This window comes from Serratia sp. OS31, from assembly GCF_014164835.1.
In the GTDB taxonomy this organism is placed as follows: Bacteria; Pseudomonadota; Gammaproteobacteria; order Enterobacterales; family Enterobacteriaceae; genus Serratia; species Serratia liquefaciens_A.
In genome coordinates this window covers 85,971-102,984 of record NZ_JACJFQ010000006.1, presented here as the reverse complement: position 1 = coordinate 102,984, position 17,014 = coordinate 85,971, and the positions used below count along the sequence as shown (strand labels likewise).

General features: G+C 55.7%; 17 protein-coding genes and 1 other RNA gene. 7 read left to right on the top strand and 11 right to left on the bottom strand.

Annotation, left to right across the window (positions count from 1 at the left end; genetic code table 11):
- Positions 1 to 627: 627 nt before the first annotated feature.
- The 4 genes from H5P17_RS07635 (at position 628) to mtgA (ending at position 5,617) form a co-directional block, all read left to right on the top strand.
- Entirely contained in the window at positions 628 to 1,554 is a 927-nt protein-coding gene (locus H5P17_RS07635; protein WP_182822240.1) for a TIGR01212 family radical SAM protein, read from the top strand.
- A 104-nt stretch (positions 1,555 to 1,658) separates the two neighbouring features.
- Entirely contained in the window at positions 1,659 to 3,998 is a 2,340-nt protein-coding gene (gene arcB, locus H5P17_RS07630; protein WP_182822165.1) for an aerobic respiration two-component sensor histidine kinase ArcB, read from the top strand.
- Between the two features lie 237 nt (positions 3,999 to 4,235).
- The gene (gene elbB, locus H5P17_RS07625; protein ID WP_182822238.1) at positions 4,236 to 4,889 is read left to right on the top strand and encodes an isoprenoid biosynthesis glyoxalase ElbB; all 654 of its coding nucleotides are present in this window, start codon (positions 4,236 to 4,238) and stop codon (positions 4,887 to 4,889) included.
- Positions 4,886 to 5,617: a monofunctional biosynthetic peptidoglycan transglycosylase gene (gene mtgA / locus H5P17_RS07620; RefSeq protein WP_044553640.1), complete on the top strand. Its 732-nt coding sequence runs from the start codon at positions 4,886 to 4,888 to the stop codon at positions 5,615 to 5,617. Before elbB ends, mtgA begins: the two co-directional genes overlap by 4 nt.
- 56 nt (positions 5,618 to 5,673) lie before the next feature.
- Here the strand turns inward: mtgA and H5P17_RS07615 are convergent, their stop codons facing one another.
- The 5 genes from H5P17_RS07615 to H5P17_RS07595 form a co-directional block, all read right to left on the bottom strand.
- Positions 5,674 to 7,236, bottom strand: coding sequence for a S10 family peptidase (locus H5P17_RS07615; RefSeq protein WP_220496741.1), 1,563 nt, complete (start codon positions 7,234 to 7,236; stop codon positions 5,674 to 5,676).
- A 116-nt stretch (positions 7,237 to 7,352) separates the two neighbouring features.
- Positions 7,353 to 7,928: a division/outer membrane stress-associated lipid-binding lipoprotein gene (gene dolP, locus H5P17_RS07610; RefSeq protein WP_020831822.1), complete on the bottom strand. Its 576-nt coding sequence runs from the start codon at positions 7,926 to 7,928 to the stop codon at positions 7,353 to 7,355.
- A 9-nt stretch (positions 7,929 to 7,937) separates the two neighbouring features.
- Entirely contained in the window at positions 7,938 to 8,528 is a 591-nt protein-coding gene (gene diaA / locus H5P17_RS07605) for a DnaA initiator-associating protein DiaA (protein WP_020831820.1), read from the bottom strand.
- A 51-nt stretch (positions 8,529 to 8,579) separates the two neighbouring features.
- A complete protein-coding gene (locus H5P17_RS07600; RefSeq protein ID WP_156033860.1) occupies positions 8,580 to 8,933 on the bottom strand; it encodes a YraN family protein in 354 nt (117 codons plus the stop codon).
- Positions 8,930 to 10,960 carry a penicillin-binding protein activator gene (locus tag H5P17_RS07595; RefSeq protein ID WP_182822164.1) on the bottom strand — a complete coding sequence of 677 codons (2,031 nt, stop codon included), beginning with the start codon at positions 10,958 to 10,960 and terminating at the stop codon, positions 8,930 to 8,932. Before H5P17_RS07595 ends, H5P17_RS07600 begins: the two co-directional genes overlap by 4 nt.
- 62 nt (positions 10,961 to 11,022) lie before the next feature.
- Here H5P17_RS07595 and rsmI point away from each other — a divergent pair, with 62 nt between their 5' ends.
- Positions 11,023 to 11,886 (top strand): 16S rRNA (cytidine(1402)-2'-O)-methyltransferase, encoded by an 864-nt coding sequence (rsmI, locus tag H5P17_RS07590; RefSeq protein WP_044553632.1) that lies wholly within the window; start codon positions 11,023 to 11,025, stop codon positions 11,884 to 11,886.
- Between the two features lie 41 nt (positions 11,887 to 11,927).
- An RNA gene (gene rnpB / locus H5P17_RS07585) (RNase P RNA component class A) lies at positions 11,928 to 12,306 on the top strand.
- A 58-nt stretch (positions 12,307 to 12,364) separates the two neighbouring features.
- Here rnpB and H5P17_RS07580 read toward each other — a convergent pair.
- Positions 12,365 to 13,066, bottom strand: coding sequence for a pirin family protein (locus tag H5P17_RS07580; RefSeq protein WP_044553631.1), 702 nt, complete (start codon positions 13,064 to 13,066; stop codon positions 12,365 to 12,367).
- A gap of 107 nt (positions 13,067 to 13,173) precedes the next feature.
- On the opposite strand from H5P17_RS07580, the gene H5P17_RS07575 reads away from it, so the two are divergent.
- Positions 13,174 to 14,079, top strand: a complete 906-nt coding sequence (locus H5P17_RS07575) for a LysR family transcriptional regulator (RefSeq protein WP_041414994.1) — start codon at positions 13,174 to 13,176, stop codon at positions 14,077 to 14,079.
- Positions 14,080 to 14,115: 36 nt separating this feature from the next.
- Here the strand turns inward: H5P17_RS07575 and H5P17_RS07570 are convergent, their stop codons facing one another.
- The 5 genes from H5P17_RS07570 to H5P17_RS07550 all read right to left on the bottom strand — a co-directional run bounded on the left by H5P17_RS07570 (position 14,116) and on the right by H5P17_RS07550 (position 16,863).
- The gene (locus H5P17_RS07570) at positions 14,116 to 15,102 is read right to left on the bottom strand and encodes a glutathione S-transferase family protein (protein WP_122080287.1); all 987 of its coding nucleotides are present in this window, start codon (positions 15,100 to 15,102) and stop codon (positions 14,116 to 14,118) included.
- Between the two features lie 74 nt (positions 15,103 to 15,176).
- Positions 15,177 to 15,572, bottom strand: a complete 396-nt coding sequence (locus H5P17_RS07565; RefSeq protein WP_044553627.1) for a DoxX family protein — start codon at positions 15,570 to 15,572, stop codon at positions 15,177 to 15,179.
- Between the two features lie 294 nt (positions 15,573 to 15,866).
- Complete coding sequence (locus tag H5P17_RS07560; RefSeq protein WP_044553626.1) at positions 15,867 to 16,154, bottom strand: YqjK-like family protein; 288 nt, start codon at positions 16,152 to 16,154, stop codon at positions 15,867 to 15,869.
- Complete coding sequence (locus H5P17_RS07555) at positions 16,151 to 16,555, bottom strand: phage holin family protein (protein WP_044553624.1); 405 nt, start codon at positions 16,553 to 16,555, stop codon at positions 16,151 to 16,153. The genes H5P17_RS07560 and H5P17_RS07555 overlap by 4 nt, the downstream gene beginning before the upstream one ends.
- A 2-nt stretch (positions 16,556 to 16,557) precedes the next feature.
- Positions 16,558 to 16,863: a YqjD family protein gene (locus H5P17_RS07550; RefSeq protein ID WP_020831805.1), complete on the bottom strand. Its 306-nt coding sequence runs from the start codon at positions 16,861 to 16,863 to the stop codon at positions 16,558 to 16,560.
- Between the last annotated feature and the right edge of the window lie 151 nt (positions 16,864 to 17,014).

Here is a 17,014-nt window from a genome sequence, read left to right as displayed (position 1 = left end):
GCAGAAGTCCAATCAGCAAGCTGAATATCGCCGATCTGCTTTTCCGCCCTCCGTCAATGGCCTCTCGTGATGGTGCTCACAAGTGGTAAATGACTTGTTTTAAGAGGGAGTCTTAAATTACTGCATAAATATGACGAGACGTTTGCCCGTCCAGAAAGCTTCCAGCGGACTTCCAACTTAGCGAGAAAGAATACGCAGGTCAAATATAGGCCTAAGGGGGTTTTCTAATGAAATAACTGCATTTAATTATTTGATATTCATTGTTTTTTGGCGTTTTTTGAGCTTGCGCAGAGGAGCGTCGCCCCCCGAAGAAATGTGAGCTGTCTCACTATAGTGCAACGCCTGAATCTCTGCACCATGCTAGTGCGGGTAGGAATGTCAGAGTTTTATTCTAATAACTTATTCTTTTTTGTTGTTTGCAACTATTTTTCATCGCAATGTCATACTGGCGTTAACGGTTGCGTAGAAATAAGAAAAATTCATCTCGGTCAGGATGATTTTATTTGCATTTATAGTGAATAGTTATGCTTGGTGAAGCCTTGCGGAGAAAGCGTTGATCTCTGTCATCGCGGGAAAAGCCGTTTTTTATTAGCATCACGGGCTTTGAGCACAGAGACCCCCAAGATTATGCAGTTGCCGCAATTAGTCAATATGTTTGGTGCCGACCTTCAGCGGCGATACGGCGAAAAGATCCATAAACTCACGTTGCACGGCGGGTTCAGTTGCCCGAACCGCGACGGCCAGCTTGGGCGCGGTGGCTGTACCTTCTGCAATGTCGCTTCATTTGCCGATGAACAGATGCAGCATCAAAGCATCGCCGAACAGTTGGCATTGCAGGCCGGCAGGGTGAATCGCGCAAAGCGCTACCTGGCCTATTTCCAGGCCTATACCAGTACTTATGCAGAAGTGAATCTGCTGGCGGAGATGTATCGCCAGGCGTTGGGGCAGGCAGATATGGTCGGCATTTGTGTCGGAACCCGGCCGGACTGCGTACCACCTGCCGCCCTGGATCTGCTGGCGAGTTACCGCGAAAAAGGCTACGAAGTGTGGCTGGAGCTCGGGTTGCAGACGGCGCACGATAAAACGCTAAAGCGCATCAACCGCGGCCATAATTTCTCCTGTTATCAGCACACCGCCCAACGGGCACGCGAGCGCGGGCTGAAGGTATGCAGCCATCTGATTGTCGGGCTGCCCGGGGAAACCGCAGCCGACCACTTGACCACCTTACAACGGGTGGTGGACAGCGGTGTGGATGGCATCAAGCTGCATCCGCTGCATATCGTGACCGGCAGCACGCTGGCGCGGGCCTGGCAGGCGGGCCGGCTGCCTGAACTGCCGCTTGAGGCCTATGCCGCCAGCGCCGGGGAGATGATCCGCCATACGCCGAAGGAGGTGGTGTATCACCGTATTTCCGCCAGCGCGCGGCGGCCGACGCTGTTGGCACCGTTATGGTGCGAAAACCGCTGGAACGGCATGCAGGCGGTCGGCGGCTATTTGCAACGCCATGGCGGGCAGGGCAGCCGATTGGATGAAAAGCAGCAATATCGCCCTTGATCGCTGTTTTGATTTGCAATCTTTCCCACACTTCGGCGTTTGCTTCCTTATCTCCTCGGTGTTTTACGGTATGATTTAGACGATTCTGTCTGATGGGAGCGGCTATGAAGCAAATCCGGGTGTTAGCCCAGTACTACGTTGATTTAATGGTAAAACTGGGGCTGGTACGCTTTTCGCTGCTGCTGGCGTCGGCGCTGGTGGTGCTGGCGATGGTGGTGCAGATGGCGGTGACCATGCTGCTGCGCGGCGAAGTGGAAAGCATCGACGTGGTGCGCTCAATCTTCTTCGGCCTGTTGATTACGCCCTGGGCAGTCTACTTTCTGTCGGTGGTGGTCGAACAGCTTGAAGAATCACGCCAGCGCCTGGCGCGGCTGGTGGATAAGCTGGAAGAAATGCGCCACCGCGACCTGGAGCTGAACCAGCAGCTTAAAGACAACATCAGCCAGCTGAATCAGGAAATTGCCGACCGTATCAAGGCGGAAGAAGAGCGCCAGCAGGTGATGGACAAGCTGACGGAAGAGATGGAACAGCGTGAACTGGCGCAAATCGAACTGGGCCAGCAGTCGGCGCTGTTGCGTTCTTTCCTCGATGCCTCACCGGACCTGGTGTATTACCGCAACGAAGACAAAGAATTCTCCGGCTGTAACCGGGCGATGGAGCTGCTGACCGGCAAAAGCGAAAAACAGCTGATTGGCCTGACGCCGTACGACGTTTACGGCCAGGAAATCGCCGAAAAGGTGATAGAAACCGATGAGAAAGTGTTCCGCCACAACGTTTCGCTGACCTATGAACAGTGGCTGGTCTATCCGGACGGGCGCAAGGCCTGTTTTGAGCTGCGCAAAGTGCCGTTTTACGACCGCGTTGGCAAACGGCATGGGCTGATGGGCTTTGGCCGCGATATAACCGAGCGTAAGCGCTATCAGGACGCGTTGGAGAACGCCAGCAGGGACAAGACCACCTTCATCTCCACGATCAGCCACGAGCTTCGTACGCCGCTTAACGGCATTGTCGGGCTGAGCCGCATTCTGCTCGATACCGAGTTAAACGACGAACAGCTGAAATACCTCAAAACCATCCATGTCAGCGCCATTACCCTGGGCAATATCTTCAACGACATTATCGAGATGGACAAGCTTGAGCGGCGCAAGGTGCAGCTCGACAATCAACCGGTAGATTTCACCGGCTTCCTGGCGGACCTGGAAAACCTCTCCGGCCTGTTGGCTCAGCCGAAAGGCCTGCAGTTTGTGATGGAGCCGCAGCCACCGCTGCCGCAGCAAATCATTACCGATGGTACTCGCCTGCGGCAGATCCTATGGAACCTGATCGGTAATGCGGTGAAATTCACACCGCAGGGGCAAATTGTGGTCCGCGTGCGGCGTGAGGAGCAGGATCGGCTGGTGTTTGAGGTGGAAGACTCCGGCATGGGCATTCCGCAGGATGAACAGGACAAGATCTTCGCCATGTATTATCAGGTCAAGGACCAGCACGGCGGTCGTCCGGCAACCGGCACCGGCATTGGGCTGGCGGTTTCCAAGCGCCTGGCGCAGAGCATGGGCGGCGATATCACCGTCAACAGCGTGCAAGGGCACGGTTCTTGCTTCACATTGACCATCCAGGCGCCGGCGGTGCAGGAAGCGGAAAGTGAAACGCAGGCGGAAGAGGCCTTGCCATTACCGGCGTTGCATATCCTGCTGGTCGAAGATATCGAGCTGAACGTGATTGTGGCGCGTTCGGTGCTGGAGAAGCTGGGCAACAGCGTCGAAGTGGCGATGAACGGCAAGGATGCGCTGGCGATGTTTGATCCGGACGAGTTCGATCTGGTGTTGCTGGATATCCAATTGCCGGATATGACCGGGCTGGATATCGCCCGGGTGCTGCGAGAGCGCTATGCCGGGCAGGCGTTGCCGCCGCTGGTTGCATTGACCGCCAACGTGCTGAAAGACAAAAAAGAGTATCTCGACGCGGGGATGGACGACGTGCTGAGCAAGCCGCTGTCGGTGCCGGCGCTGACCAAGGTGATTAAACATTACTGGGATCATCAACCCTCTCACACCACAAAGAAAATGGAGCAAAAGACGATGCAAATTAATGAGTCTTTACTGGATACCACCATGCTGGAACAGTACATGGACCTGGTGGGGCCGCAGTTGATCCATCAGAGCCTGGAGATGTTTGAGCAAATGATGCCGGGCTATCTGGCGGTGCTGGATTCCAATATGACCGCGCGCGACCAGAAAGGCATCACGGAAGAAGGGCACAAGATTAAAGGCGCTGCGGGTTCGGTGGGGCTGCGCCATCTGCAACAGCTGGCACAACAAATTCAAACCCCGACGTTGCCGGCATGGTGGGATAACGTGCAGGACTGGGTGGATGAGCTGAAGCAGGAGTGGCGTAACGATGTGCAGGTACTGCGAGCGTGGGTAGCGGAAGCTGAAAAAAAATGACCCCGACCTAGGCCGGGGTGCGCGAATATTGCGCCAACACCAGGGAAATTGTGAACCTGCGTATTGGATTTAGTGTTCTGGTCGAGCAGGTTGTAGAGAATTCCTAAACATCATACAGCCAACAACATACCAAATGTAAGCGCTCTTGTTAGAAGATTCATTAAAATGTGTGATGTAGATTAGTGTTTGTCTACTCCGAGCACTAACCAGTTGACAGTATCAACAGGAGGAAGGGTGATGAAAAACGTGGGCGTAGTGCTGAGCGGCTGTGGGGTTTATGACGGTACGGAGATCCATGAGGCCGTCCTGACGCTGCTGGCGTTGGACCGGGCAGGCACGCAGGCGGTGTGCTTTGCGCCTGACAAACCTCAACTTCATGTTATTAATCACTTATCTGGCGATGAAATGCCGGAGGTACGCAATGTTTTGCTGGAGTCCGCACGCATTGCGAGAGGCAAGATCCAGCCGCTTTCACAGGCCGATGCCGACCAACTGGACGCCCTGATCGTCCCCGGCGGGTTTGGTGCGGCAAAGAACCTCAGCAGTTTTGCCAGCGAAGGGGCGGAATGCTGGATTGATAAAGATTTGGCGAAGCTAACGCAAGAAATGCATAAGGCAAATAAACCAATCGGTTTTATGTGCATTGCACCGGCGCTGCTGCCAAAGCTGCTGGATCAACAAGTGCGGCTGACCATTGGCAACGATCCTGACCTCGGTGAAGTGATTGATGCCATGGGCGGTGAGCCGGTCATTTGCCCGGTTGACGATATCGTGGTGGATATTGAGAACAAAGTGGTGACCACGCCGGCCTATATGTTGGCGAAATCAATCGGTGAGGCTGCCCGCGGGATTGATAAGCTGGTTTCACGGGTGCTGGACTTGGCTGAATGAGAAAGTCTGTGGGCAAATCGATGCTATCCCGGCCATGGTTTTGGTTGAAACGCGCCGCGATCGCGGTGGTCGGGGTATGGCTGCTGGGCATCGTGGCCTTCGCTTTTTTGCCGGTGCCTTTTTCGGCGGTGATGGTAGAGCGACAGATCGGTGCCTGGCTGAGGGGCGATTTTGGCTATGTGGCGCATTCCGACTGGGTGTCGATGGATGAGATTTCCCCACAGATGGCGCTGGCGGTGATGGCGGCGGAAGATCAGAAGTTCCCGGATCACTGGGGTTTTGACGTGGCGGCGATAGAAAAGGCGTTCAGCCACAATGAGCGTCGACCTACGCGCATCCGCGGTGCTTCCACGTTGTCGCAACAAACTGCGAAGAACCTGTTTCTGTGGGATGGTCGCAGCTGGTTGCGCAAAGGATTGGAGGCCGGTTTGACCTCCGGCATTGAACTGGTGTGGACCAAGCGTCGGATCCTGACGGTATACCTGAATATCGTGGAGTTCGGTGACGGCGTGTTCGGCGTAGAGGAAGCATCACGGCGCTACTTCAATAAACCGGCCAAGCGCCTGACTGCCTCGGAGGCCGCGTTGCTGGCAGCCGTGCTGCCCAATCCGCATCGCTTCAAGGCCAATGCGCCTTCCGGCTATGTCATACAGCGACAGCAGTGGATCATGCGCCAGATGCGTCAGTTGGGTGGGGAAGGTTTCCTGAAAGAGAATAAGTTGGATTAACCAAGAGATACCCTGCTTTCGGGCAAGGTATCTCTCTCTTCAGCGGCTAGTCCGCATCAGAGCTTATTGCTGATAAATGCACTTAAATCCGCATGCATCTTTTTGAGCGATGGCTCATCCACGTACGGCATATGCCCGGTGTCATACCAATAGAAACGGATATTGTCGCGTAATTTGGGCGACACGGGCAGGTGGCTCATCTCATATTTGGCGACGAAGTAAGGAGTGGCCAGGTCGTAAACTCCGCCTATCACCATCACTCTCATTGCCGGGTTCATTTTCATCACCCGTGACAGGCTCGGCAACACGTTAAATGATCTGTCCCGGCTGTTGCTGGACATGTTCCAGTCATATGTCTCATCGGAAAATACGCGATAGTTTTGATCGGCGCTAAAATGCAGCGTTTTGCCAAGATAATCGTGGAATTGCGCGACGTAGGCGGAAGTAATTGCACTGATGTTGGGATCGTAATTGGACGTTTCAGCGATATTATCCAGCGACGGTCCACGATAGCGGGTATCGATTCTGCCAATGGTCTCGTCCTGACGGCTCAACAGTTGCTTGGCGAAAACCGGCCCACTCAGGCGCAGATTGGCCTTGAGCCAATAATCGGCCGGAATGCCGGTAAATTGGTAAAGCTGCTCGGCGAGCATTTGGCGATCTTTTTCAGGCAGATTGGCGCCTTGCAGCAATGCCTGGGCATAAGTCCCCAGCGCAAACTGCTCGGCCTGGTCTAGCAAGGTTTGCAGGCTCTGGTGTTTGCCCGGCAGCCGCTGGTGGTACCATGCGCTGGCTGCGTAGGTTGGTAGCGCCAGATAGTAAGGCTGATCGACGCCGGGGTTTTGATTGGGATCGTCGACATTATTGTCGTAGTTCAGAAACTGCGACATCAGGATAATGCCGTTAAGATCGATATTCTGATTTTTTAGCGTCTCGGCCAATACCACCGAGCGGGTAGTACCGTAGCTTTCACCCAATAAATATTTAGGTGAGTTCCAGCGTTGGTAATGCGTTAGAAACTGAACGATAAATTGAGAAAAGGCCTGAGCATCGCCGTTGACGCCATAAACGTTGCTGGCACTCTGTGATTTTTGCTGCGCTCTCTCCGGCTGGCTGGCGGCGCTGCTGGAAAAGCGGCTGTAACCCGTCCCGGGGGCATCGATAAACACCAGATCGCTGACGTTGAGCAGGCTGTATTGGTTATCGGTTAGTTGGTAAGGCGCCAGCTGTGTTTTTTCTGGCTGAGTAGCGATAACCCGTTTAGGCCCCAGAGCTCCCATATGCAGCCAAAGCGAGGCAGAGCCGGGCCCGCCGTTGTAGATAAAGGTAATCGGCCTGCTCTCGCTCTTATTCTCATTCTTTTTGAAATACGCGACATAGAACATGCCGGTCACGGGATCTTCCGGGTCGTCTTTACTCAATTCCAGCACCCCGGTTTGCGCCTGATAATTGATTTTTACCTGGTTGACCGTGATCGCGCCTTCAGTGGTAACGGTTTGATCGGCCATCGAAGCCGGGGCATGCTCGGCACGGGGAACTTCCTGTGGGGGATTGGCGGCGGAAACGTCGGCGGTGAATAAAGAAACGGCAGTGAGAAAACCGATTAAAATTCTGTCCATTTGAATTTTATCCGTAATGAAGTGAGAGGTTACTTTAAACGCGACTCATTAAACCAGGGTAAAACAGCAGGGAGCGTGCAGAAAAGCGGCAAGGGGAAGGCCCCTTGCCTGAAGGATCATTTCACGAAGGTAAAGGCGGTGGTGACGTGTTTTACGCCGCTCACCTGGCTGGCGATCTGCGCCGCAGACTGGCCTTCCTGTTGCGTGACCAGGCCCAGCAAGAACACTTCGCCATTTTCAGTGGTCACTTTCACGTTGGATGACTTCACCGTATCGCTGGTGAGCAGTTGTGAACGGACCTTGGTGGTGATCCAGGTATCTGAAGAGGCGGTGCTCAGGCTAACCGGCGTCCCCTGACGGATCTCGTTATACACTTCGGTGGTGCCTTCAACACCCATAGCAATCTGCTTGGCACGGGCCGCCAGATCGGTGCTTGGCGATTGGCCGGTCAGCAGGACTTTACCCTGATAGGCGGTTGCAACCACCCGGGCTTCTTTCTTCAACTGCTGATCTTTGCTCAGGGCATTTTCAACCCGGGCTTCCAGCGTCCCATCGTCTACCTGAGTCCCCACGCTGCGTGGGTCGGTGGCCGTTTTAGTGGCGACGGCGGCGCTGCCAACGACAACGCCAGCAATACAACCTTGTAACAGCAGGGCGCTGGACAGCACTGCAAATGTGGCTTTTAGCTTCATCTCAGTTCCTTAATCGTCCTGGTGGGGAAACAACGTATTATCTATCAGGTCGCATAGGCAATTTACAGTCAGCATATGCATTTCCTGAATGCGTGCACTGCGGTGGGAAGGGATACGGATCTCGACATCCTGTTGGCCAAGCAAGCCGGCCAGCTCCCCACCGTCGTAACCGGTAAGTGCGACAATCGTCATGTCACGCGTCACGGCGGCTTCGACCGCTTTCACAATATCACGGCTGTTGCCGCGGGTGGAAATTGCCAGCAGCACGTCGCCGGCGTGGCCGAGCGCGCGAACCTGTTTGGCATAGACTTCATCGTGCAGGCGATCGTTGGTGATCGCGGTCAGCACCACGTTATCGGCATTCAGTGCAATGGCCGGCAGGCTTGGGCGCTCGGTTTCAAAGCGGTTGATCATGCTGGCGGCGAAATGCTGCGCATTGGCTGCCGAGGTGCCGTTACCGCAGCACAGAATTTTATTGCCGTTGAGTAAGGATTGAACCAGCGTCATTGCTGCACGCGAGATGGCGTCGGGCAAAGCTTCCGCCGCCGCAATCTGGGTTTGGATGCTTTCGGTAAAACAGGCTTTAATTCTATCCAGCACGTTGTATTAATCCACTAAGTCAAAGGGCCGGTCTGCACCGGTAAACCGCGTTTAATCCGCATTGAAGGCATTGGGTATCCATTCTAACTGGTTACCGGTAATGGCCAAAACATCAAAACGGCAAGACGATGTGTCAAAACTGGCTCCGCGCCCCGCCAGCCAAACGGCGGCGGTATGCAGCAACCGCTGTTGCTTGCGATAGGTAACGCTGGCGGCGGCACCGCCAAACGCATCGCTGCGTCGGTAGCGTACTTCAACGAACACCCAGGTTTGGCCATCGCGCATGATGAGGTCGAGCTCACCGCCGCGCAGCGTAACATTGGCGGCGAAGAAGGTGAGCCCGGCGCGTTCCAGATAGTGGCGGGCCTGTAATTCATAGCCCGCCCCTGTGGCGCGTTGACTCAAGAGACCGGGACGACCATGCCCTGGCGGTATTGCAGCCAAGGCAGTTTTCTGTTGATGACGCAACCGGGTGAGGCGGTCAGCATGCCAGTGGTGCCGGAGACCTGGAAGCCGGGCAACTGGCGCATTTCAGCAAAGTGGTTGGACAATGTCCAGGCATCCATCCCCATGGCGTAGAGGCGCACCAGCGAGTAGTCGTTGCGGAACTGGTTGCTTGCCTGCTGCAACAGCTGCGGGTTGGCACCGGCCAGCAACGGGATATCGCTGAACTGCAGGCCTTCCATTTCCAGGCGGAAATCCGGACCGGCACCGGCCTGATAGCTGCGCGAACTGGCGTACATCGCCGGCTTGCTGCGCGAGTTGGTGGCCATGTCGATCATCGGTTTAATCAACGTCAGCTGGGACTGGGTCGCGACGATATAGACCGAATCTACGCTGCCGCCGCTGGCTGCTGGCGTATCACTAGGTGGCGCAGGAATGGTCAGCCCGGCAATGGTGACCGCCTGCGGTGCCGGTGCGGTGGAGATTGGCGTGCCCGACATGCGAATGCCGCCGCTGTTCACCATTTGGCGCAGTTCACCGGCGGAGCCGATATTTTGCTGCAGCACCGTTTGGCCGCCCAGTTTCTGCCACTCCTGATTAAAGGCTTTGGCAACGCGATCGCCGAAGGCGCCGCGCGGGATCAACAGCAGCGGTTGCCGTTTCTGCTGTTCCCAAATGTGGCGGGCAGCATCGCGGGCTTCATCTTCCGGTGAAAGCGCGAAGTAGCAAATGTTCGGATTGTCTTTCGGCGTTTCCGGCTGGTTGAGCGCCAAGACGTTCAGGGTGGTGGTGCTGCCGGCCAATTGATCGACATTTTCTTTCAGCAGCGGGCCGACCACCAGGGTGGCTCCATCCTGCTGGGCCTGCGTCAGCAGCGCGGCCAGTGGCTGGCTGGAGGTATCATACACTTTAATCTGCGCGTTAGCGGCCTGCGGCGGCGTAATCGGCGCGGTGGATGGGGCTGAAGGCTGAGCGGCCGTTACCGGGGCAGCATCTGCTGACGGCGCCGACGTGCTGACTGCGCCGTTGGCATTAGGGTCCGTCGAAGCAGGAGCCTGCACCGGCTCGCTGGTAGGCTGTTGCTGCTGTTGTTGCACCGGAGCGGAAGGCGTCACGCCGTTTTTCGCCGCTTCAAACCCTTTTTGGATCGCATCGGCGAACACTTTTGCCTGGCCGTTCAACGGCAGCAGCAGCGCGATTTTTGAAGTGGAAGCCTGGGTAAAGTTCAACACCTGGTTCAACTGAGTGGGCAGGGTTTTCGCCGCCGGGTTCTGCGGGTAGCGATTCTGCCAATCTTTAATACCGGCCTTCAGCAGATCGGGATCCTGCTTGTTGTCCTGATAAACGCGCAGCAGATCCAACCAGCCCTGCAGTACATTCTCATTGGCGTTGATCACCAGACTGTTCATGTCCTGCGACGTCAGTTGCAGCAGGGACAGCCAGGTTTGGTCCAGATTGGTTTGATGCGCTTTGCCGGTTACCAGCGGTTCTTGCTCGATATAAGCGCGGATCAGCGGCAGGGAAGGTTTACCCTGGTTGGCAGCAATCTGCGCCTGGTAGAAGCGCACTCGTTGGTTGGTCGACAACGATCCGGTATCCAGATGGCTCAGCGTAGTGCGGGCCGCGACATAGCTTTTGTTCGCCACCTGCAGCTCGGCGCTCAATAACTGGCGCTCCACCAGTTGAACGCTGCTGAGGTTTTTCGGCAACTGGTTCAGTTGTTCACTGGCCTGAGGCAGTTTCCCTTCGCGCAGTAACGCGCGAATAGCAAGTAATTGCCAGTCAGCCTTGTTATCATTGCTGCTTTGCTGCAGCTGCTGCAGATAGTAATCGGAACTGGCGCTCGCTTCGTCCTGTATGTTAGCGGGCGGCGTCTGCGGGGCCTGACTCGGGCAGCCTGCAAGGAAAAGGGCTGCCGCGATAACTGCGGTAAGTCGGACAGGCTTTGAACGCCCTGCTTTGGTACGAACGAATGTTGAGGAAAGCATACTGTATCCAGTGATGTTTTTTTCAAGATGCTTAATATTAAATCGGCAATCCGGATGAAACAATGAATCAACACCAACAATCAGTCATTTCTGCATCAACGCTGTATGTGGTGCCCACCCCAATCGGCAATTTAGGGGATATTACCCACCGTGCGTTAGAGGTACTGAAAAGCGTTGATCTGATTGCGGCGGAGGACACGCGCCATACCGGGTTGCTGTTGCAACACTTTGCGATTAGCGCGCGGTTGTTTGCGTTGCATGACCATAACGAACAGCAAAAGGCAGATCAACTGCTGGCGAAATTGCAGGAAGGCCAGAGCATTGCGCTGGTTTCCGACGCCGGTACGCCTTTGATTAACGATCCCGGATACCACCTGGTGCGCCGCTGCCGCGAAGCCGGTATCCGCGTGGTGCCCTTACCGGGCGCCTGTGCGGCAACCACCGCGCTGTGCGCTGCCGGTTTGGCTTCAGACCGCTTCTGTTACGAAGGGTTCCTGCCGGCGAAAACCAAGGGGCGTAAGGATACGCTGATGGCGCTGGCAGAGGAACCGCGCACGCTGATTTTCTACGAATCAACCCACCGCCTGCTGGAAAGTTTGCAGGACATGGTGACCGTGTGGGGGCCGCAGCGTTACGTGGTGCTGGCGCGTGAGCTGACCAAAACCTGGGAGTCCATTACCGGTGCGCCGGTCGGTGAATTGTTGGCCTGGGTGCAGGAAGACGAAGTACGTCGTCGTGGCGAGATGGTGCTGATTGTTGAAGGCCATAAAGTGCAGGAAGATGCACTGCCGTTGGAGGCGTTGCGGACGTTGGCGCTATTACAAAAAGAGTTGCCGTTGAAAAAGGCGGCGGCGCTGGCGGCGGAGATCCACGGCGTGAAGAAAAATGCGTTGTATAAACACGCATTGGAGCAACAAGAACAGTAAAGCGGTTGACCTGCCGTGAGCGCAACGCTACTATCCGCGCCGGAGTTGACCAGACAGTCGCCGCTTCACTGCCGTCCCTTTCGGGGGAGACAGGTGGAGGGGAGGAAAGTCCGGGCTCCATAGGGCAGGGTGCCAGGTAACGCCTGGGAGGCGCAAGCCTACGACTAGTGCAACAGAGAGCAAACCGCCGATGGCCCGCGCAAGCGGGATCAGGTAAGGGTGAAAGGGTGCGGTAAGAGCGCACCGCGCGACTGGCAACAGTTCGTGGCACGGTAAACTCCACCCGGAGCAAGGCCAAATAGGGGTTCACATGGTACGGCCCGTACTGAACCCGGGTAGGCTGCTTGAGCCAGTGAGCGATTGCTGGCCTAGAGGAATGACTGTCCACGACAGAACCCGGCTTACCGGTCAGCTCCCTCTATAAAGAAAACCCCGCGTGACGCAAGTTACGCGGGGTTTTTTCCTTTCAGGATGTGACTCAGACCGGCAGGTCGATCAGCAACGCGCGCAGTGGCGTTTTGGCGCGGATCGTCAGACGGTTCTCTTCATGGATAAACGCTCCGTCACCGCACGTCAGGTTCTGGCCATCGTGGTGATTGCCTTGGGCTTCGATGGTGCCGTGAATCGACTGCAGGTACGCACGGGGCCCGTTCAACGCCAGCGTCTGCTGCTCGCCGGCCTGTAAATCCAGATGGTGGATCCACACCTGCTGACGCAGTTGCAGGCTCCCCTGAGCACCGTCCGGCGAGGCCAGCAGCGTCAGGCCGCTGGTCGGCAGTACCAGGCGTTGCACACGCTCGTTATTGGTATCTGGGCAGGCATCCAACCACAGTTGCAGACGGGTCAGCGGCGTGTCGTTGCTGGCGTTCTGTTCGCTGTAACTCAGCCCTGGCTGGGTGGCCAGCAGTAAAGCCTCGCCGGCCTTGGCGCTCACCGTGTTGCCCTCGCTATCGCGGTATTCCGCCTGGCCTTGCAGGATCAGATTCAGAATGTCCACGCTCGGATAAGTACGCGGCTGCAAGGCTGCGCCCGGCGCCAGGACTTCCTGGTTGAGCACCCGTAAAGAGGCGTAACCCATCAGCTTGGGATCGAAGTAATGTCCAAAAGAAAAGGTGTAGCGAGCCTGCAGCCAACCAAAGTCAGCTTGCCCGCATTGTTTTGCTGTTCTGCATGTGATCATGGCAATTGGCTCTCTAAATTCATTATCTAAATGGTAAGCATCTGGACGCCGGATTGTTAGCCAGTTAATCTGGTCGGCATATTCAAATTTCCTGACAGAGAGATTCGATGGCCAGAGATCGGGCGTTAACGCTTGAGGCGTTAAGGGTTATGGATGCGATCGACCGACGTGGCAGCTTTGCTGCGGCAGCCGATGAGCTGGGGCGCGTACCCTCGGCGCTCAGCTACACCATGCAAAAATTGGAAGAAGAATTGGACGTGGTGCTGTTCGACCGCTCCGGCCACCGAACCAAATTCACCAATGTCGGCCGCATGCTGCTGGATCGTGGACGAGTGCTGCTGGAGGCGGCGGATAAGTTGACCACCGACGCCGAGGCACTGGCGCGCGGCTGGGAAACGCATCTGACTATCGTCAGCGAGGCATTGTCGCCGCCAAGCAAGCTGTTTCCGCTGGTCGATAAGCTGGCGCTGAAAGCCAATACCCAGGTGTCTATCTTCACTGAGGTGCTGGCCGGGGCCTGGGAGCGGTTGGAGCAGGGGCGCGCCGATATCGTTATCGCCCCGGACATGCACTTTCGTGCCTCGTCAGAAATCAACACTCGTAAATTGTACAAAGTGACGAGCATGTACGTGGCCGCGCCAGACCATCCGATCCATCTGGAGCCGGAGCCGCTGGCTGAGGCCACGCGGGTGAAATACCGTGGTATTGCGGTAGCGGATACCGCCAGGGAACGCCCGGTATTGACCGTACAATTACTGGATAAGCAGCAGCGTCTGACGGTGAGCACCATTGAAGACAAACGCCTGGCGCTGTTGGCCGGTTTGGGCGTGGCGACCATGCCTTACCCAATGGTCGAGAAAGATATCGAAGAAGGGCGCTTGCGAGTGGTGGGGCCGGAATACAGCCGTGAAGTTGACATTATCATGGCCTGGCGGCGCGACAGCATGGGGGAGGCGAAAGCCTGGTTCCTGCGCGAGATCCCAAGGCTGTTCACCCAATTGGAGCGTCAGTAAGCGCTCCCCCTTGCCGCAGGCAAAGGGGAGTTTGCGTTAACCGAAACGCGTGTCGCGACCGTGTGGTTCATCGAGATCCTGCGCCGGCCCAATAGAAATGATGCCGTGCGGATTGATGGTGGCGTGGCTGCGATAATAGTGATTGCGGATGTGCGGCAGACTGACCGTTTCGGCCATGCCCGGCATCTGGTAGATGTCACGCAGGAAGCCGTACAGGTTGAGGTAATCGCTGATGCGGTGTTTGTCACACTTAAAGTGGGTGACATACACCGGATCGAAGCGTATCAACGTGGTCCACAGGCGCAGGTCAGCCTCAGTCAGGCGATCGCCCGTCAGATAACGCTGTTGTCCCAGAATTTGCTCCAGCCGCGCCAGCGCGTCGAATACCCCGTGTACCGCCTCGTCATAGGCTTCCTGGCTGGTGGCAAAGCCGGCCTTATACACCCCGTTGTTCACCAGGTCGTAAATCCAGCCGTTCAGCTCATCAATTTCCCCGCGTAACTCTGCAGGATAATAATCGCCGGCGCGGGCGCCAACGCCATCGAATGCGCTGTTGAACATGCGAATGATATCGGCGGATTCATTGCTGACGATGGTCTGCTGCTGCTTGTCCCACAGCACCGGTACGGTCACACGACCGGTGTAGTGCGGGTCGGCGCGCAGGTAAAGCTGGTAGAGGAAATCTGAGTGATAGAGGTCGTCGCCGGTCGCTTCAGGGAAATCGGTGCCGAAGGTCCAGCCGTTTTCCAGCATCAGCGGATGTACCACAGAAACAGGAACGATCTGCTCCAGCCCTTTCAATTTACGCATCAGCAGAGTGCGATGTGCCCAAGGGCAGGCAAGTGAAACGTACAGGTGATAACGATCTTTCTCCGCTTTAAAACCTCCGACGCCGTGTTCGCCCGGCTGACCGTCGGCGGTCACCCAGTTGCGGAACTGAGAGGTTGAGCGCTTGAAACGGCCTCCGGTGGATGAGGTGTCATACCAGATGTCTTGCCAAACGCCATCGACGAGTTGTCCCATGGGAATCTCCTTCGTGTCCGAGTGAAAAAGCAGAGGGGTCCGGCATGCCGGACCCCTGTGTCGGTATTAAAAGCTTACCACTTTTTGTTCAAAAGACGGTCGATGCTGAAACCGCCCGGGCCGGCAATGCCCAGTACCAGGAAACCACCGGCGATGGTCAGGTTCTTCATGAACATCAGCTGGTTTACGCCTTCAGCAAAGTTAGTATGGAACAGTAACGCGGTCAGCACGGTAAAACCGGCGGTGAACAGCGCCACGGTGCGAGTCAGGAAACCGAACAGAATTGCCAGACCGCCGCCAAATTCCAGCAGGATGGTCAGTGGCAGCAAGAAGCCAGGCACGCCCATCGATTGCATGTACTGTTGGGTTCCGGCATAGGCATCACCCATTTTGCCGTAGCCTGCCACGATAAACAGAATCGGCATCAAAATACGCGCAACCAGCAAACCTGTATCTTCTAATTTTTTCATCATTTACTCCAAAGTGATTTTTGTTTGCCAGTCTTGGCGTTTTCATGTCGATGGGCGGTATGACGGGTATCTGACCCTGTCCTACCCGTTTCGTGTCGATGGAATGAATGTTAATCGGGAAGCGCACGCTTTGTTAGCAAGTAAAACTGTCGTATTTTTTCAAAAAAACTGAATCTTTAGCCTGCTAACAAAGAGAGGGGAATCAGAATGTTGCCCAGCCTTCACCGACAGAAACGGGCATTTTCTGTGAAAAGGCGGGCTTAACAACGGAAGAATTGAAGGAACTGCGAAAGGTTATTTGTTGGAAAAGGTTTTCTGGATCAAACGGATAGTGCCAAAAGCACCGAAGGCGCGACGCGACCAGCGGATCAGCTTACTCGGATGGCGAATACCGTACAGGGCCATCACGCTGGAACCGATCACCAGGTATTTGCGCAGGCCGAAAATCGTTTGCCATCCGCGGTCAATGCGCTCGGTCTTTTCCAGCCACAAGGTTTTGTTTTCCGCAAGATCCAGCCTTTGCTGCTGGATCTTGCGGATGAGCTTCTCTTTTCTCCATTCCAGATAGCGGCGACGATTCATTTTTCGTCCTCCAGCTCGGAACGGTCGATTTCCAGCTGTTTGCGCGTGGCACCCAGCAACGTGGAGCGGCGGGCCTTGACCAGTGTCCAAATGGCACCGAATACCGCCAGGAACAACAGCACCCCGGTAGTGGCCCCTAACGCCATCAGACGGTAGATAGGATCGATGGCCCAGAAAATCAGGATCAACAGGCTCATCAGGCCAAACGCGGTGAACAACAGCGTCATGCCGGCCATGATCAGCAACTGAATGAGGTTGGCTTTCTCCTCTTCCAGCTCGACCACTGCCAGACGGACACGGGTTTCCACCATACCGACCAGAATAGTGATGATGCGCTGGCCGACGTCCAGGACCCCCTTGGCGGGGCCCTGTGCACGAACTTGCGGTTGTTGTTCAGCCATAATTAGCGGCGCGCTAACAGAACGCCCAGCACCACACCGACGGCAGCGCCGATACCGATACCGGTCCACGGATTATCACGAACATACTCGTCCGCCTGGCCGGCGATCTGTTTGGTTTGAGAAGCCAGTTTGTCCCCAGCATCGCTCAGGCGAGCACGGGTATCCTTCAGAGCGCCTTCAGCTTTGGAGCGTAGCTTTTCCAGTTCGGCTTTTGGCTTATCGGTGGAAGAGTTCAACACTTCTTCCAGCGTATCAGCTAAGGATTTAAGTTCAGCGCGTAAGTTTTCTGCATTTGAATCATGTGCCATGTGATAATTCCTTAACGTTAACTGAGACAGACTTTTAACATAGCGGATTTTTTCGCCGGAGCAAAGGGTCGATTGGTAGCTGATATCACTAAGCATCTATTTTAAATGCGGTAAAAATCCCGCATGGTGCGGCTCTCAGCGATAAATCCGC

What these genes read in the sequence shown, in the direction of transcription:
- H5P17_RS07635 (WP_182822240.1), top strand. Translation starts at nt 628, where the DNA reads ATGCAGTTGCCGCAATTAGTCAATATGTTTGGTGCCGACCTTCAGCGG.
- arcB (WP_182822165.1), top strand. Translation starts at nt 1,659, where the DNA reads ATGAAGCAAATCCGGGTGTTAGCCCAGTACTACGTTGATTTAATGGTA.
- elbB (WP_182822238.1), top strand. Translation starts at nt 4,236, where the DNA reads ATGAAAAACGTGGGCGTAGTGCTGAGCGGCTGTGGGGTTTATGACGGT.
- mtgA (WP_044553640.1), top strand. Translation starts at nt 4,886, where the DNA reads ATGAGAAAGTCTGTGGGCAAATCGATGCTATCCCGGCCATGGTTTTGG.
- H5P17_RS07615 (WP_220496741.1), bottom strand. Translation starts at nt 7,236, where the DNA reads ATGGACAGAATTTTAATCGGTTTTCTCACTGCCGTTTCTTTATTCACC.
- dolP (WP_020831822.1), bottom strand. Translation starts at nt 7,928, where the DNA reads ATGAAGCTAAAAGCCACATTTGCAGTGCTGTCCAGCGCCCTGCTGTTA.
- H5P17_RS07595 (WP_182822164.1), bottom strand. Translation starts at nt 10,960, where the DNA reads ATGCTTTCCTCAACATTCGTTCGTACCAAAGCAGGGCGTTCAAAGCCT.
- rsmI (WP_044553632.1), top strand. Translation starts at nt 11,023, where the DNA reads ATGAATCAACACCAACAATCAGTCATTTCTGCATCAACGCTGTATGTG.
- H5P17_RS07580 (WP_044553631.1), bottom strand. Translation starts at nt 13,066, where the DNA reads ATGATCACATGCAGAACAGCAAAACAATGCGGGCAAGCTGACTTTGGT.
- H5P17_RS07575 (WP_041414994.1), top strand. Translation starts at nt 13,174, where the DNA reads ATGGCCAGAGATCGGGCGTTAACGCTTGAGGCGTTAAGGGTTATGGAT.
- H5P17_RS07570 (WP_122080287.1), bottom strand. Translation starts at nt 15,102, where the DNA reads ATGGGACAACTCGTCGATGGCGTTTGGCAAGACATCTGGTATGACACC.
- H5P17_RS07565 (WP_044553627.1), bottom strand. Translation starts at nt 15,572, where the DNA reads ATGAAAAAATTAGAAGATACAGGTTTGCTGGTTGCGCGTATTTTGATG.
- H5P17_RS07560 (WP_044553626.1), bottom strand. Translation starts at nt 16,154, where the DNA reads ATGAATCGTCGCCGCTATCTGGAATGGAGAAAAGAGAAGCTCATCCGC.
- H5P17_RS07555 (WP_044553624.1), bottom strand. Translation starts at nt 16,555, where the DNA reads ATGGCTGAACAACAACCGCAAGTTCGTGCACAGGGCCCCGCCAAGGGG.
- H5P17_RS07550 (WP_020831805.1), bottom strand. Translation starts at nt 16,863, where the DNA reads ATGGCACATGATTCAAATGCAGAAAACTTACGCGCTGAACTTAAATCC.